Here is a 15,464-nt window from a genome sequence, read left to right as displayed (position 1 = left end):
GCAGGGCACGATGCAGTCCGAATCGAATGTCGTCAATCACCGCAGCCATCCTCGCCCTGGAGCGGCAGCGCTGAAAACGCTCACTGAGAGCATCCGAGCAGGTGGGCTGCCCATCCCTCCACCGGGGAGAGCGGCAGGGAACCTGTGCGGCAGCGCTCACGTCGCCGGGTCGCGACGAGCAGGCCCTCTCATGGTTGCGGGGAACTTGATCCATCGGACGGTGCACTCCCTCCGGGGGCGTCGGGTGGTGCGGTGGCTCACGGACACGACCGAGGAGCGTCGTGCGCGCAGCAGCATCCGGTCCCTCCGCTGCAGACGGTGCCCACAGACTCAACGGCAGCGGTGGCCACAAGTCCGGCGTGGCCGCCCGGCGCAGCGTCTCGAAGGACTTCGGATGCACGGTGCTGTGACAGCCGCTCCGGTGAACGACGAGAGACCGCACAACTGCGCCGCCACGGGCGGCCCTGCGCCCTGCTGAGGGACCGACGGCCGCGAGGGCGGTCAGCCCACCCCTGATCCAGGTGCCTTGCGCCGGGACGGAACGGGGCGCGTCCTGACGGCCCTGCCGGTCGGCCCGATTCGCGCGTCCCCAATGCGGTCCGAGGGGTCCTGGCGCCCTGCGGCCCGGCAGGCCGTGCGATTTGAGCGGACTGCCCACCCGCATCACAACCATCCGGCCCCTTCCACGGGGCAGCAATCCCCGAAAAGGAGACACACCATGGCCACCATCACCGCACTGAGCCCGACCCAGAGCCACAGCGGGGTCACGCTGACCATCACCGGCAGCGCCCTGGGGGGCACCACCAAGGTGAACTTCGGGACCAAGTCGGTCACCCCCGCCACCGTTGCCGCCGGCACGGTCACCTCCGTCATCCCGGCGGGTTGCGCCGGTCAGGTCAGCGTCAGCGTGACCGCGGGAACCACCACCAGCAACTCCCTGCCGCTGTTCTACATCGCCGCACCGGCGCCCGGGGCTCTGAGCGCCCAGATCGGGCCGGCCGCCCCTCCTGCACTCACCATCACCGGCAGCGCGCTGTCGACCGCAACCCTGGTGACCTTCGGTGCGGTCGGCACCGCCGTGCCCACTGTCGTGTCGGACTCCCAGCTCACCGTCACACCGCCGGTGCACGGTGCCTTCGCGGCCTGCACGGACACCGTTGACCTCACGGTCACCAGCGCCGGCGGCGTCAGCCTCCCGATCGGCGCCCCCGGCCAGTTCACCTATTGCGACGTTCCCGCGGTCACCGGCCTGTCGCCCACCTCCGGGGCGGCCGGCACCCTGGGCGTCATCGTCAGCGGAACCTGCCTGAGCGACACCAGCGCCGTGACCTTCACCCCCACGGGCGGCGGAGCGTCGGTGGCGGCCTCCTTCACCCCCACCGGTCCCGGCAGCCTGCTCACCGACGTCCCCGCCGGGCTCGCCGCCGGCACCTACGACGTCCAGGTCACCACCCCGGGCGGCACCAGCGCTGTCGTCGCCGCCGACGTGTTCACCGTCGTCTGATCCCTCGGCCCAACGGGGGACCGCCGCCGTGCCCCGGCCGACACCGCGTCAGCCGGGGCACAGCGTGCGTGAGCCAGAAGGAGTGCGCCATGGTCCCGGTCATCACCAGTCTCAGTCCCAACGGCGGTTCGAACGCCGGGGGCACGCCCGTGACGATCACCGGCACGGACTTCACCGGAGCGACCACAGTGAGGTTCGGTGCGACATCGGTGTCGTTCACGCCGGTCAGCGCCACCCAGATCACAACGGCCGCACCCGCCGGCTCGGGAACGGTCAACGTCACGGTGGTCACCCCCGGCGGCACCAGCAACGGTGTGCCGTACACCTACAGCACCGTGCCGGTGATCACCGGTGTCAGTCCCACCAGCGGCCCGGCCGCGGGGGGCACACCCGTGACGATCACCGGCATGGGTTTCACCGGAGCGAGCGCGGTGAGGTTCGGTGGGACATCGGTGTCGTTCACGCCGGTCAGCGCCACCCAGATCACAACGGCCGCACCCGCCGGCTCGGGAACGGTCAACGTCACGGTCACCACCCCGGGCGGCACCAGCAACGGTGTGCCGTACACGTACAACGCCGTTCCGGTGATCACCGGTCTCAGTCCCAACGGCGGTTCGAACGCCGGGGGCACGCCCGTCACGATCACCGGCACGGACTTCACCGGAGCGACCCTGGTGAAGTTCGGTTCGGTATCGGTGTCGTTCACGCCGGTCAGCGCCACCCAGATCACAACGGCCGCGCCCGCCGGCTCGGGAACGGTCAACGTCACGGTCACCACCCCGGGCGGCACCAGCAACGGTGCGGCATTCACCTACAACCCCGTGCCCGCGATCAGCGCTCTGACTCCCAGCCAGGGACCGGCCGCCGGCGCGAACACCGTCACCATCACCGGTACCGCTCTCATCGGTGCCACCACGGTGACGTTCGGGACCAAGCCTGCCACCATCACCGGCAACACCGCCGGCCAACTCACCGTCACGGCCCCCGCAGCTGCCGTCAACGTCTCGGTCACCGCGCCGGGCGGCACCAGCAATCCGCTGCCCTACTTCTACATCCCCGCCCCGACCGTCACACGGCTCGACCCCACCCAAGGGCCGGTCTCCGGCGGGAACACCGTCACCATCACCGGCAGCAACCTGACCCTCACCGGCGCCGTCCACTTCGCAACCGGCACCGCCACCGGCATCACCGTCCTGTCGGACAGCCAGATCACCGCCCAAGCTCCCAGCGGCTCGGGCACGGCGACAGTCACCGTCACCACACCGGGCGGCACCAGCCTGCCCGGACTCGGCGGTGCCTACTACACCTACCTCGGGACCCCGGTGGTCAATGCCCTCGACCCCTCCCAGGGCCCGGCCGCGGGAGGCGACGTCGTCACCATCACCGGCAGCAACCTGACCTACACCGACGAGGTACGCTTCGGCGGCATCGCGGTGTCCTTCACAGCGATCTCCGACACCAAGATCGTCGCTGCCGCCCCCGCCGGGCCGCCCGGCACCGTCCCCGTCACCGTGCACACCCCGGCCGGCACCAGCGCCGACACCCCCTACCAGTACCTGGCCTGATCACGGGCGACGACCTCGCCACCACAGACTGCCCCGTGCCGCACCCGGGGACAGCACGTCGGGCCGACCGGGGAGCTTTGCGGCGCCGGCGCACCGGGTCTCCGGTGCGCTCCTCGAACTCGTCGATGTCGCGCTCGAGCCATCGGTGGGCTCAGGGGGCCGGACGGCCTCCAACGATGCGGTGGCCGCACCGGCAGAGGTGGGCCACCAGGCGATGCCCTCTTCGGCGAGACCGCGGCCCTGGGGCACGACCAGTCCGACATGGTCGCGGTCCTGCACGCCATCGAGGCCCGGTCCGATCACAGCGGTCGACGGTGGCCGCCTTGACCGCCACCGGAGCGAGGACCGCCCCCGCCGCCATCACCGCCGTCGCCAGCAGCCGTCGGCGAGTGATGCGCTTCATGTGCCTGGCCATGTGTTCTTGCACTTCAATCAACTTGCGTGTGGATCCCGGACGGCGCACGAGACGCGCCACTGCGCGTGGCCGTCCGAGCACTCGATCGGGTGGAGGTTGAGAGGCTGTTTGCGTGATGAACGCCCTCCCCGGACGCGATCATTCGGCGGTGCTCGCATCGAACGGGACGGCTCAATGCCGAGGCCACGACCCCTCACATGCGGTTGAAGTACTGACCCGTGTGATCCGCCGGTGCCACCGCCGATGCCCTGGTTGCCGCCAGCGGGGGCGACGGGGCTGGGACCGGCACACAGGCTCGCCGTGCTCGCCCGCGCCTTCCTCGCGGTGATGGCCGTGCGGGAGCGCGAAAACGGCGGTGCGGCGGTCACTTTGTGCCGATGCGGTCGTACGGGACCGGGGCGGAACCCGGCTCGCCGGGCTGCCGCCCGGACTCGTACGCCAAGGGCTGCCTCGCGGTGCGGTGCGGCCGGACGGGCCACCAAAGGGAACGGCCGAGCAGCGCGGCGAGCGCCGGGACCAGCGCGACGGAGAGAACGAACGCCGAGAGCAGGATGCCCAGGGCGGTCGCGAAGCCGATCTGCTGGGTGGACGGGGCGGGGTTCACCGCGAGGCTGCCGAAGGAACCGGCCAGCACCAGTCCTGCGCTGGCCACGGCCGGTGCCGTATGCCGTACCGCGCGTGCCACCGCCGAGCGGGCCGGGCCCGGGCACTCCATCTCCTCCCTGATGCGGTCGCTCATCAGGATGTTGTAGTCCGTGCCCAAGGCGACCACGAACAGAAAGAGCACCAGCGGCAGGGTGAAATTGACGCCCGCTTCTCCGCGCAGATGCTGGAACACCAGGGCGGAGGCGCCGAGCGTGGCGGCGAAGCCGAGCCCGACGGAGACAATGAGCACCACCGGTGCCAGGACGCTGCGCAGCAGGACGAACAGGATCAGCGCGATGAGCGCGGCGGCCACGGGAAAGACCAGCTTCAGGTCCTCGGAGACGGCGGTGGAGATGTCCGCGAAGATCGCCGCCGTGCCGCCGACGTGTGCCTCGGCGCCCGTGGGTGTGTGCCGTGCGACGGTCGTCCGCACCGGCCCGGACACTAGGTCGCGTGCCTTCTGGCTCTGCGGGTCGGCGGTCAGGTAGAGGCCGATCCGGGCGGCGTCGCCCGCCTTGTCGTAGACGACCGGAGTCACCTGGCCCACGCCCTGCGTGCGGCCGAGCGCCTTGACCAGGACGTCGACGTCATGCCGGTCGAGGGCGCCGCCGCCGCCGCTGGTGACGTAGACCTCGGTAGGGTCGGACACCCCCGCGGGCAGGGTGCGGGAGATCTCTGCGGCGGTGGCCGCGGCCGGTGTACCACCGCCGCCGCTGCCGGTGCTGTAGTCCATCTTCATGCCGGCCATCCCGGCGGCCAGCGCACCCAGCAGGACGACGGCACCGACCGTCACGGCGAGCGGTCGCCGGGCGACGGCGTCGCCGAAGCGTCCGGCCGAACCCTCGCGCGGCGTGCGCTTCAGGGCGCGGGAGGGCCAGAACATCCTGCGGCCGGTGACCGCCAGCAGGGCGGGCATGAAGGTCAGGCTGGCCAGCAGCATCACCATGACTGAGATCGCGACGGCCGGGCCGAGTACCCGGAACTGCTCGAAGCTGGCGACACCGAGGGTGGCAAATGCGGCGACGATGGTGAGCGCCGCCGAGGTGATCGCGGCGCCCACCCGCCCCGTCACCTCACCCGCGATCTCGCGGGCGCCGCGCTCGGGCTGCGCGCGCAACCGCTCACGGAAGCGGAACAGCAGGAACAGGAAGTAATCGATCCCGATGCCGAGCATTACCACGCTGATCAGCTGCGGTGTGCTCGGGTCCAGCCTGGTCCCGGTGAGCACCGCCGCGCCGACCACGACACCCGCGGCGGCCCCGCCGACGACGCCGACCGCCACCAGCGGCAGCAGCGCCGCCAAGGCACCGCGGAACACCAGCACGTTCAGCAGCACGATCAGACCGATGGTGAGTGCCCCGGCCACTGTGCTCGTGGTCTTGTCAGCCTCGTGGCTGTCGACGAGGTCGGCCAGACCGCCGGCGAATCCGGTGCGCAGTCCGTCCTGCGCGTACCTGCCGGAAGCGGTATTCCGGAATTCCTTGAACACATTCTGCAGACCGGGGTCGGTCGAATTACCGGAGAGGCCGACGGAAAAGAGAACGAAAGCGCGGTGGGGGGCGACCGCGCCGGGCGTCACCTTCGGCGTCTGGGAATAGTCCTTCGCCAGGAAGTCGGGGGCGTCCTCGGACTTCGGCATGGTCACCCGCTGCCTGCCGAGCGCCGCTGCGGCTGCCTCCGCGCGCTTCTGGTCGGCCGCGCCGAGCGGCTTTCCGTCGGCCCGCTTCACCAGCATGGTCACCGCATTGGCGTCCGGCTTGATCCCGAACTTGTCCTCGGCGACCTTCAGTGCCGCCGCCGAGTCGTACTTCTCGGGCAGGAAGTCACCGAGCTGGCTCTCGGTGACCCGGTACATCAGTGCCTGACCCACTATGGCCAGTCCTATTCCCAGCAGCATCCAGAGAGTGATGACTTTCCATGGATTTCTCGTGGAGAATCCGGTCAGGGCACGAATCACGGGGACTCCCGTTCGAAAGCTGTCTCGGACAGTGCCCTTCCAGCACATCACCGGAGTGCGCGGAGATCGTACGAGCGTGGGATGAGAAGCCGTATGGTGCCCTGGACCCGGTCGGCCGCCGGACCGGGACCCTGGTCCTGGTCCGGTTTCGGCCCTGGGGCGGAGCCATGGGCTGCGGCGCGGAGGGACAATGGCCGAAGAACCTTGATGCCGAGCGGACCGTCCGGCACGACAGCGGAGAACGGCGAAGAGAGGACCGCCCGCCATGGTGACACGTCGCAGCGCCGTGCCGACGCGTCAGACACTGCGCGGGCGCCTCTTTCCACCGCACGCCGACGCCTTGCCGTGGACCCGCAACGACGCCCTGCTGACCGTCGGCGCGGCCGTCGTGGACCTCGTCGGATATACCGCGTTCTCGCAGGTCACAGGCGTGCCTGTGTCAAGTGTCGGCGTCCTGCTGCTGACGGTGTCCGCGCTGCCGCTGCTCATGCGGAGGCGCTTCCCGCTCACCGTCATGACCGTCATCCTGGTCCTCGGCGCGCTGCTGAACCTGACGGTGGCCACAGACCAGCACTTCGGCGCCGTCCTGACGGTCGCCCTCTACTCGGCCGCCCGGGCCGGCCGTCCGTGGGCGACGGCCACCCTGACGATCGGTGCGATCGGCGTCACCCTGCTCACCCCGAACTTCGCCGCCCCGCGCGGGTTCCTGAACGTGACCAGCGCCTGCCTGGCCGCCTGCCTTATCGTCGGCGCCGCCCTCGCGGTCAACCGGTGGCAGCAGGAGACGGAGGCCAACCGCCGGCTCCTCGCCGACCGGGCGGTGGCCGAGGAACGCCGCCACATCGCGCGGGAGCTGCACGACGTAGTCGCCCACCGCATCACCACCATGCAGCTGATGGCGGGCGGCGCCCGTGCCAATCTCGACCACGACCCCGGTGCCGCCCGCGACGCCCTGGTCACCCTGGAGGGGTCGGGGCGGCTGGCCCTGCGCGAGATGCGGCAACTCCTCGACGTCCTGCGGGCCGACGAGGACACGGCGGCCGACCCGCACGGCGCCCCGGAGGCGCCGCAGCCCGGCCTGGCCGACCTCGACCGCCTGATCAAGGAGTCCCGGCAGGCCGGACAGCCGGCCGAGCTGACCGTGGACGGCGATCCCGGACAGCTGCCCCCGGTGTTCGGTCTCACCCTCTACCGGATCGTCCAGGAGGCACTGACCAACGCCCGCAAGCACGCCGGGCCCGACGTCCCGGTGGAGGTCCGCCTCACCTGCCTGCCGGAGCGCGTGCGCGTGTCCGTCGCCGACCGGGGCGCGACGGACCGCGCGCAGTCCGCCCCGGCCGTCGGCATCGGCACCGGATACGGTCTGATCGGCATGCGCGAACGGGTCGCCCTGCATGGCGGCACTCTGAAGGCCGGCCCGCTGCCCGAGGCCGGCTTCCGGGTCGTGGCGAACCTGCCGCTGGAAGCTCCGACGGGCGAGGACAAGGAGAGCTGACCGGTGAGCGGGACCGATGCCGTGGACGAGGACGCGGGCGAGCGGACGATCCGGGTACTGATTGCGGACGACCAGCCGCTCGTGCGGCGCGGGCTGGCCCTGATCCTCGGTCCCGCCCCGGCCGTCACGGTGGTCGCCGAGGCCGAGAACGGCGAGCAGGCCCTCGCGCTCGCCCGCGAGCACCTTCCCGACGTCGTGGTGATGGACATCCGGATGCCCGTGCTCGACGGGGTGGCCGCCACCGAGCGACTGGCCCGTGACCTGCCCGAGTGCCGGGTGCTCGCCCTCAGCACCTTCGACATGGACGAGTACGTGGTCGCTGCCCTGCGCGCCGGCGCGTACGGCTTCCTGCCCAAGGACAGCTCGCCCGAGGACCTGGTGGCCGCGATCCGCACCGTCCGTGCGGGCGAGGCCGCCGTCGCTCCCCGTCTGCTGTCCCGGCTGATCTCCGCCTACGTCAGGGCCGAGCAGGTCGCGCCCCCGGGCCGGCGGCGGCCCGCCGCCGGAAACACTGTCGACCTCACCCCGCGCGAGGTGGAGGTCTGGCGCCTGCTGGCCACCGGCCTGGACAACAACGAGATCGCGCGCGCCTTGGAGATCAGTGTCTCCACCGTCAAGAACTACATCACCAGCATCTACGACAAACTCGGCGTCCGTGACCGGGCGCAGGCCGTCATCGCGGCCTACGAGTCGGGCCTGGTGGCGGCCCGGCAGGCGGCCGACCCCGACTGAACGGGCAACCCTTCAGGCTTGAGGGTGCCGGCCGCGTACGCCTTGCCCGCCCGCTTGATCCAGCGGCCCAGGGCGAAGACCTTTGTCGTCGCGGTGCGACTGCCGTCAGTTGGTCTGCAGGTCGATGTCGCTGGCGGCGACGAACCACGCGGACCCGGGGTGCCAGGACTGCAGCAGCAAGGTGGAGGCGACGAAACGGTCGTCCGGCACGGTCAGGTCGAGCCAGTCGGGCGCCCATCGGATTTGCGCTCGATGTACTCGAAGACGGCGTGGACATCACCGGCGACCCTCACGCCGCGGGTGACATCGCCGTTGTCGCGCGAGCCGGAGCGCTCGTCGGCGGGCGCGGGGCGTGTCCCGACCGGGTGATCGCGCTTCACCGGGCGGAGCGGGGCCGACGGCGGTTCCAGTGTGTGTCCATGGCGGTGTTGGGCGGCTGGTGGACGGTGCGGGTGGATCTGCTGGGCGGCGGGCTCGCCGGGGACCTGTGGCCCACACCGGGACGCACTTTCGCCGTGGATCCCGGCCGCACCCTGCATGTGCCGACGGAGGCGATCGACGACGCTTGCGCTGGGACCGCAGCCATCTGCACCGGTTCGACTTCCCCGCCTCGGGCCGGACCGCGATCGAGCACGGGGACAGCGACGGCGGCGATCCCCGGGGTCGAGCTCGACGCCGACGTCGTCACGGTCGGCGAAGCCGTCGCGCCCGCGGAGGTCTTCGGCCACACCTTCGACCCGAGCGAGAACTGGCGGCACCGCTGCTCCGCGGCCCCGGACCCGATCGACCCGCTGAAGGAAGTGGGCATCGTGCCCGAGAGGCCTTTGCCGTACTGGGGCCGGGGCATGATCCCCGACCCCTACGGGGCTGCGGGACAGCGACGACGGTCGGCAGCCGGTACCGGACCGCACACCCCCTGGCCCTGGGCCAACGCCCCCGCCCGAGCCCGGCCACCGCACACGCGCCCGGGCAGTACACACTCCTGCACGACCTGGACCAGCCGTAGCACCGGCGCGCAGCAACAGCGGCGCAGCCGTCGGCGCCAGGGCGGGCGCGGCTTTCTCGGCGGTGGTGGTGCGTTCCGGTTGTCCGGGGCCACGCGGTCGCGGTGATGGCGATATTTGAATCTCCCCATCCGGTGCTCTGGCTGTCACAGAGTCGCTCAGCTTGTTTCCCCAGGCGGACCTGCGCTGGCCATGGCCTCGGGGGACAAGCATTCCTTCTGCGTTCCAGCGTGACAACGACAGCTGCGTGGGCACCCGGGGGCTCCGACTGTGCTCCGGTGCCGCGCAGGACACCTGGTACGTCAGCCACACCGTGGAGCCGTTCATGAGCGGGTAAGCGTCAGCTGACGGCTCATGGGGTGGGTCGAGGCCGCGGGGTGGGGAAGCACCGCACCCCGCAGCCTCGACGCGATCCCGCCGAATACGTCCGCACGCCGTTCGGTACCGCGCACCGCCGCTCAGTACGGTCAGGCCAGCCGGGCGTACGCCTCCAGGACGGGCAGCGCGGCAGCGGGGCGCAACCGGTCACGGCCGGTTGCGCCCCACTCCAGCCGCGAGGCCCGCATCCTCCTTCAGCAACACCTCACGGAAGTTGTGCGGCAGGCCCGTCAGAGTCCCCCTCCACGTCGGGAGGTCAGGCCGGGAGGGCCAGGTTGCGGTGGCGGGATGTGACGATGCCGACCACCGCGAGGGCGGTGAAGGCCACGAGGAGTGTGAGGACGGGGGCCATGGTGATCGCGGCGGCCGGTGCCTTGGGGGTATGGGTGAACGGCGAGAGGTCCTGGGCCCACTGGGGCCATTTCAGGCTCGGGCCGAACAGTGGGCCCAGCAGGACGGACGCCATGAGCACGGTCCAGGAGACCGGGCCGGCCCACCGCGGCAGCAGCCCGACCACCGCGACCACGACACCGCCGAGCGCCAGGATCCCCGGCAGCTGGGCGAGCGCGGCCGTCGTCAGGTCGCCCAGCTGGGCGGCGACACCTCCGCCCAGCGTCCGGCCGGCCGTTACTCCCATGCCGACCGCGAAGAGCAGGAGGAGCCCGGCGGCGCCGAGTACGGCGTTCATGATGTGGCCCGTCGCCCACCGTGCCCTGCTCACCGCGGTCGCCAGGACGGGCTCCAGACGGCCCTCGGTCTCCTCGGCATGCATGCGCAGCAGGATCTGCACCGTGTAGATCGCGGCGGCCATGCCGGCCATCCCGATGATCGAGGTGCGGTAGGCGTCGACGATCCGGTCCGTGCCGCCCACGCGTGTGTACCAGTAGCGGGCCGAGCCGTCCATGTCCGCGATCTCGCCGCCGATGGCGCCGAGGACCAGGCCGAAACCGAGCATGCCGACCGCCCAGGCGAGCAGGGCGCCGCGCTGCAGCCGCCGGACCAGCCCGAAGGGGCTGAGCAGCCCGGGCGCGGCCTCGGCGTGGCCGCGCCGCTCGGGGAGCATGCCCCTGCCGACATCCCGTCGGCGCACGAGCGCGCCGGCCACGCCGAGCAGGACGGCGAAAAGGACGGCGAACAGCGCGAGCGGCCACCAGCGGTCGCCGCCGAACGGCCGCATCTGCTGGCCCCAGCCGATCGGGGACGCCCAGGACGGCCAGGCACTGACCACCCGCAGCCCGCTCGCGTCGGCCCGGCCGAGCATGTTCCCGACGCCGCTGAGCAGGAAGGCGAGCCCGAGGACCGCCGAGGCGATACCACTCGCCCCGCGCGTGGTGGACGACAGCTGTACAGCGATCGCGGCGACACCGGCGAACACGATGCCCACTGCGCCGACCGACGCGCCGGCCGTGACTGAACCCGCCATCGGCTGACCGTTCACAATCATCCCCAGGCCCAGCAGCGCCGACAGCGCGATGTTCGCGCCGACCGTGACGACGACTCCCGCGGCGAGCCCCGCGTACCGCCCCACGGCGGTCGCGCCGACCAGATCGGCGCGCCCGGTCTCCTCGTTCTGGCGGGTGTGCCGCACCACGGCGAATGTGCTCATCAGCGCCGCGAGCACCGCCAGCGTGAGATAGCCGCGGACCAGCGTGTAACCGCCGACACTGGCGCCGGAGGCCAGGCCGAGCATGCGCATCGCCGCGTTGCCCGCCATGAGCTCGGTCTGTTCGATCACGTCCTGGCGCGTGGGGAGGCCGCTGACGCTCATGGCGGTGATGCCGGCCATGAAGGCGCTCAGCCCGAGAACCCAGGCGGAGAGGGTGAGCCGGTCGCGCCGCAGCGCGAGCCGGGTGAGCGCGACCGTGCCGGTCAGCCCGGCCGTCCGCCCGGTCATCGTGAACTCCCCAGACCCGCTTCGGCGTCCGAGGCGTCCGGGACGCGTATGTCGTCCCCGTAGTGGTGCAGGAACAGCTCCTCGAGCGTGGGTGGCGAGCTGGTCAGGGTACGGACGTCGAACGTCACCAAGCGTCTGAGCACCTCACCCACTTCACCGGGGTCCACACTGAACCGCGCACGGGTGTGGTCCCTGCTCAGGTCGTGCACGCCGGGCACCTCACCCAGCGCGTCGATCGGCTCGGCGGTCTCGACGGTCACCGTCGTACGGGTCAGATGGCGCAGTTCGTCGAAGGTGCCCGACTCGGCGGTCCGGCCCGCGCGGATGATGGTGACGCGGTCGCACAGCGCCTCCACCTCGGACAGGATGTGGCTGGACAGCAGCACACTCCGGCCGGCCCCACGCAGCTCTCGGACCACCTCCTGGAAGACCGCCTCCATCAGCGGGTCGAGACCGGAGGTCGGCTCGTCCAGGAGGTACAGCTCGACGTCGGAGGCGAGGGCCGCCACGAGGGCCACCTTCTGCCGGTTGCCCTTGGAGTAGGCGCGACACCGCTTGCCCGGGTCGAGCTGGAAACGCTCCAGCAGGTCGGCCCGGCGCTTGCGGTCGAGGCCCCCGCGCAACGTGCCCAGCAGGTCGATCACCTCGCCCCCGGTGAGGTTCGGCCACAGATTCACCTCCCCCGGCACGAACGCCAGCCGGCGGTGGAGCGAGACCGCGTCCCGCCACGGATCCCCGCCCAGCACGGAAACCGCCCCGGCGTCCCTGCGCAGCAGTCCCAGCAGGACTCGGAGCGTGGTGGTCTTGCCGGCGCCGTTCGGCCCCAGGAAACCGTGCACCTCCCCGGTCCCAACCGTCAGGTCGAGACCGTCGAGGGCCCGGGTCGCACCGAACTTCTTGACCAGTCCGGTTACCGAGATCGTCGCTTTCACGTCCGCTCACCCCATCGCGAGCATCCTTCGCCCACCTCATCGCGAGCATCCACGCAGAAGGCGGCCTCGGGGTAGGGCCGAACAGTCCCGGGTCCCGGGCCCATCTTCCTGTGTGGCGGGCAGGCGGCACGTGGGGACCACCGGTCCCGAGCGACGGGGACTCACGGCCCTTGTCCGCCGGGTCTCCCAAGGCGTCGCATGGGGGTGGTGCCGCGCGCGGCGGCACCACGCCAGAGAGCCAGGGCCGATGATCAGCACACGCGCAGGAACAGGCCGCGGCAGTCCGGGCGAGAACCCGCTCCGGCCGAAGGACCGCCTCTACGACCGGCTGGTGGCGGACGTCGCCGCCGCCCACCTGCGGTCCGGTCACCCCGAAGGTGTGGTGACCGACGCCGACCTGGCCGGGCTGCCGGACGCCGTGCAGCCCTACATGCGGTTCATGGGCGTCGTCGGCAGGCCCCGCGACTGGTCGTTCCGAGCCCGCTTCGTCGGCCGTTTCCGCATGCGGCCCGACGCCGGCTGGGCGACGGCGGAGGCATGGCAGTACAACTCCGCCGTCGAGATCGCCCGCGTCTTCTTCCTGCGGATCCGCCTCGCACACCTGGTACCGGTCGTCGGCCGGGACACGTACGTCCACGGACACGGGCGGATGCTCGTCAAGCTGATGAACCTCGTCCCTGTGGCCGACGGCAAGGGCGAGGAGTTCGACCACAGCGAGCTGATCACCTATCTCAACGACGCCGTCCTGCTCGCCCCCTCGATGCTCCTCGGCCCTGCCGCATCGTGGGCAGCGGTCGACGGCCGCGCGTTCGACGTCACACTCACCGACGCGGCGCGCTCCGTGACAGCACGGGTGTTCCTCGACGAGCGCGGCGCTCCCGTCGACTTCCACGCCGACCGCTACGCCACGCTGCCGAGCGGCCTGACGCTGGCTCGCTGGAGGACCCCGGTCACGACCTGGGACACTGCCCTTTCGCAGCGGCCACTGCCCGGCCCGGCCAAGGCCGTCTACGACCTGCCCGACGGGCCGTTTCCCTACATCGAGGGCCGGTTCATGCCCGGCACGGTGGCCTACAACGTCGCACCCGGCTGAGGCGGCGGCCGCCGATACGCCACGGAGACAGGGAACCGACGCTGCACCACACCGTGCGCCAGGCCCGTGAGACGGAGCCCTACCTCCTCGGCCGGTGGGCCGCTCAGGACGTGCGGTGGTCAGTTGCGCATCGCCTGACAGATCTTCTCTGCGAGTACGGCTTGTTCGTGTGCGGGCACGATGAGTTGCTCCCGCCCGGGTCACGGCGGCGAACTGCTGCTCCTCGCAGGGCGTCCAACGTCCCGTCGGCTGCGTCCTCCATGCGACTCACTCGGGTCCGGTGCTCGCCAAACTTCCCCACTTGCTTGAGGGCGTGATCGACTGAGGCGAGGAGCAGCCCTGGTCCTTTTCAAGAATCCCCATCAGCGGTGACCCAGGGAAGCACCCGGGTGTGTGCCGGGCGGGGGGACCGGGTTGTTGTGGCTCGCCGCGTCTTCTTTGGTCGCCTCTTCGCTGGGCAGTCGTCGGTGTTCGCGGAGGGTGCCTGGTTCTGTTCTGCGGTCGAGGCTCTGCTACCACCTGGCAGCAAGCGGTGCTATCAGGTGGTAGCATCGCGGCTATGGCGAAGACCCAGGTCAACCTAAGACTGGATGAAGACGCTGCGGAGATGGCCCGGCAGGCGGCCGATACCCGGCACATGCCCGTGAACGAGTACGTCGAGGGGCTGATCCGGGCGGACAACGAGCAGCTGCGTGAGTCCTTCCTCGCCGGCGCCCAGGAGGTCCTGGACGGATACGGGGATCTCATCGACGAGATCGAGGCCGCGTGATCCTGCACGTCGACCTGTCCTGGATCCTCGAGGTCGCCCGCCGGGCAGGGCAGGACGATCCGGCGCCGGAGGACTACGGCGTGCCGATCGCCGCCGTCGAGCGCCACCGCGCGGTTCTGGCCGGGCAGCAGGTCTACCACGGCAACTACGCACGTGCGGCCGCCCTGACCCACACGCTGGGCCGGATGCGGTGGCTGGAGCGCTCCAACCTGCGGGTCGCGGTAGCCGTCGCCCACGGCTACCTGCTCGCTGCCGGCACCGAGGTCAAGCTCAGCCAGTCCGGCGTCAGCGCGCTGGCCGCCGAGCTCAAGCGTCCCGAATCCACCGCCGCCAGTGTCACCGAGGTACTGAAGAGCTGGCGCGTCTGAGCCGGCCCCGGGAGCCTGCCCACCTATCTGCCTGACGGCTGATGCATCACTGGTGGTCGGGACCATCCCGTTGAAGGTACCGAAACGTCGCCCGGTGAGAGATGGGCCGGTTACCGCCTGGCCGGTCGTGCGGCGCGGGCTCGTCGGGCTGCTCGGTACGCCTCGGCCGGGTCGGCGGAGGCGCCGGGGGCGGGGCGTCACTGCCCGGTGCGCGATCCGCCCTGGTAGAGCGGACGTTGGCGTTGCGCCGGTGCGGGTAGCGGTGCAGGGCCCGGGTCTGTGGCGTACGACACCCGGACGTGCTCCGGTTGCCAGTTGCTCGGATGCCGGGTGCGCCCCCGGCACGTGCCGCGAGGCGCACGGGTGTGCCGGTCTTGGGTCGCCGAGCCAGAGCAGGTCGGTGATGTGGGATGCGCGCAGGCCGGAGTAGCGGCTGTAGCTGATGAGGACGGGCACGTGGGGGACGTCGAGGTTGTTGCGGCCGTCTCCCATCGGCAGGCCGGGAAGGGGCTTGCCCGCGTCGGAGGCGGCGCCGGCCTCGAGGGCCAGTGCCGGTAGAACAGCACGACTCATCGTGCAGCCCGCCCGTGCCCGCTTGTGCGCATCGCCTCCAGCACGCCCCGCGGGATCCTGCTCGCAGAAGATGGCCCACCCGCACCGGGGCCGCTCACTCCTGCCCGACCGCCAGGGCGGGCTCACCCACCACACCACCA

The 15,464-nt window shown here is 71.3% G+C and carries 13 protein-coding genes; 9 read left to right on the top strand and 4 right to left on the bottom strand.

Annotated elements, in window-relative coordinates; genetic code table 11:
• Positions 1-281: 281 nt before the first annotated feature.
• From IEY86_RS37720 to IEY86_RS32845, 3 genes are all read left to right on the top strand, one after another.
• Positions 282-410 carry a hypothetical protein gene (locus IEY86_RS37720; protein WP_265806047.1) on the top strand — a complete coding sequence of 43 codons (129 nt, stop codon included), beginning with the start codon at positions 282-284 and terminating at the stop codon, positions 408-410.
• Between the two features lie 308 nt (positions 411-718).
• Positions 719-1,504: an IPT/TIG domain-containing protein gene (locus IEY86_RS32850; RefSeq protein WP_189135562.1), complete on the top strand. Its 786-nt coding sequence runs from the start codon at positions 719-721 to the stop codon at positions 1,502-1,504.
• Between the two features lie 89 nt (positions 1,505-1,593).
• Positions 1,594-3,069, top strand: a complete 1,476-nt coding sequence (locus IEY86_RS32845) for a beta strand repeat-containing protein (RefSeq protein WP_189135561.1) — start codon at positions 1,594-1,596, stop codon at positions 3,067-3,069.
• A gap of 779 nt (positions 3,070-3,848) precedes the next feature.
• On the opposite strand, the gene IEY86_RS32840 is transcribed toward IEY86_RS32845, so the two are convergent.
• Positions 3,849-6,026 carry an MMPL family transporter gene (locus tag IEY86_RS32840; protein WP_229698977.1) on the bottom strand — a complete coding sequence of 726 codons (2,178 nt, stop codon included), beginning with the start codon at positions 6,024-6,026 and terminating at the stop codon, positions 3,849-3,851.
• Between the two features lie 325 nt (positions 6,027-6,351).
• Here IEY86_RS32840 and IEY86_RS32835 point away from each other — a divergent pair, with 325 nt between their 5' ends.
• Together IEY86_RS32835 and IEY86_RS32830 are read left to right on the top strand one after the other, a co-directional pair.
• Positions 6,352-7,581, top strand: a complete 1,230-nt coding sequence (locus tag IEY86_RS32835; protein WP_189135559.1) for a sensor histidine kinase — start codon at positions 6,352-6,354, stop codon at positions 7,579-7,581.
• Between the two features lie 3 nt (positions 7,582-7,584).
• Positions 7,585-8,313: a response regulator gene (locus IEY86_RS32830; RefSeq protein WP_229698976.1), complete on the top strand. Its 729-nt coding sequence runs from the start codon at positions 7,585-7,587 to the stop codon at positions 8,311-8,313.
• Positions 8,314-8,525: 212 nt separating this feature from the next.
• On the opposite strand, the gene IEY86_RS32825 is transcribed toward IEY86_RS32830, so the two are convergent.
• A complete protein-coding gene (locus IEY86_RS32825; protein ID WP_189135558.1) occupies positions 8,526-8,693 on the bottom strand; it encodes a hypothetical protein in 168 nt (55 codons plus the stop codon).
• Positions 8,694-8,732: 39 nt separating this feature from the next.
• Here IEY86_RS32825 and IEY86_RS32820 point away from each other — a divergent pair, with 39 nt between their 5' ends.
• Positions 8,733-9,425, top strand: coding sequence for a hypothetical protein (locus tag IEY86_RS32820; RefSeq protein ID WP_189135557.1), 693 nt, complete (start codon positions 8,733-8,735; stop codon positions 9,423-9,425).
• A gap of 526 nt (positions 9,426-9,951) precedes the next feature.
• Here IEY86_RS32820 and IEY86_RS32815 read toward each other — a convergent pair.
• On the bottom strand, positions 9,952-11,589 hold the full coding sequence (locus IEY86_RS32815) for an ABC transporter permease (protein WP_189135556.1): 1,638 nt from the start codon (positions 11,587-11,589) through the stop codon (positions 9,952-9,954).
• Complete coding sequence (locus tag IEY86_RS32810; protein ID WP_189135555.1) at positions 11,586-12,521, bottom strand: ABC transporter ATP-binding protein; 936 nt, start codon at positions 12,519-12,521, stop codon at positions 11,586-11,588. Before IEY86_RS32810 ends, IEY86_RS32815 begins: the two co-directional genes overlap by 4 nt.
• A 247-nt stretch (positions 12,522-12,768) precedes the next feature.
• Here IEY86_RS32810 and IEY86_RS32805 point away from each other — a divergent pair, with 247 nt between their 5' ends.
• The 3 genes from IEY86_RS32805 to IEY86_RS32795 all read left to right on the top strand — a co-directional run bounded on the left by IEY86_RS32805 (position 12,769) and on the right by IEY86_RS32795 (position 14,751).
• The gene (locus tag IEY86_RS32805; protein ID WP_189135554.1) at positions 12,769-13,614 is read left to right on the top strand and encodes a DUF6544 family protein; all 846 of its coding nucleotides are present in this window, start codon (positions 12,769-12,771) and stop codon (positions 13,612-13,614) included.
• Between the two features lie 559 nt (positions 13,615-14,173).
• The gene (locus IEY86_RS32800; RefSeq protein WP_189135553.1) at positions 14,174-14,383 is read left to right on the top strand and encodes a hypothetical protein; all 210 of its coding nucleotides are present in this window, start codon (positions 14,174-14,176) and stop codon (positions 14,381-14,383) included.
• Positions 14,380-14,751: a fic family toxin-antitoxin system, toxin component gene (locus tag IEY86_RS32795; RefSeq protein WP_189135552.1), complete on the top strand. Its 372-nt coding sequence runs from the start codon at positions 14,380-14,382 to the stop codon at positions 14,749-14,751. The genes IEY86_RS32800 and IEY86_RS32795 overlap by 4 nt, the downstream gene beginning before the upstream one ends.
• Positions 14,752-15,464: the final 713 nt, after the last annotated feature.

The sequence above is a fragment of the Wenjunlia tyrosinilytica genome, from assembly GCF_014646055.1.
GTDB classification, from domain to species: domain Bacteria; phylum Actinomycetota; class Actinomycetes; order Streptomycetales; family Streptomycetaceae; genus Wenjunlia; species Wenjunlia tyrosinilytica.
This window is presented reverse-complemented; position numbering and strand designations above follow the sequence as displayed.

Bases quoted from the DNA above. Each gene is read 5' to 3' on its own strand.
- IEY86_RS32850 (WP_189135562.1), top strand. From the start codon at position 719: ATGGCCACCATCACCGCACTGAGCCCGACCCAGAGCCACAGCGGGGTC.
- IEY86_RS32845 (WP_189135561.1), top strand. From the start codon at position 1,594: ATGGTCCCGGTCATCACCAGTCTCAGTCCCAACGGCGGTTCGAACGCC.
- IEY86_RS32840 (WP_229698977.1), bottom strand. From the start codon at position 6,026: ATGCTGCTGGGAATAGGACTGGCCATAGTGGGTCAGGCACTGATGTAC.
- IEY86_RS32835 (WP_189135559.1), top strand. From the start codon at position 6,352: ATGGTGACACGTCGCAGCGCCGTGCCGACGCGTCAGACACTGCGCGGG.
- IEY86_RS32820 (WP_189135557.1), top strand. From the start codon at position 8,733: ATGGCGGTGTTGGGCGGCTGGTGGACGGTGCGGGTGGATCTGCTGGGC.
- IEY86_RS32815 (WP_189135556.1), bottom strand. From the start codon at position 11,589: ATGACCGGGCGGACGGCCGGGCTGACCGGCACGGTCGCGCTCACCCGG.
- IEY86_RS32805 (WP_189135554.1), top strand. From the start codon at position 12,769: ATGATCAGCACACGCGCAGGAACAGGCCGCGGCAGTCCGGGCGAGAAC.
- IEY86_RS32800 (WP_189135553.1), top strand. From the start codon at position 14,174: ATGGCGAAGACCCAGGTCAACCTAAGACTGGATGAAGACGCTGCGGAG.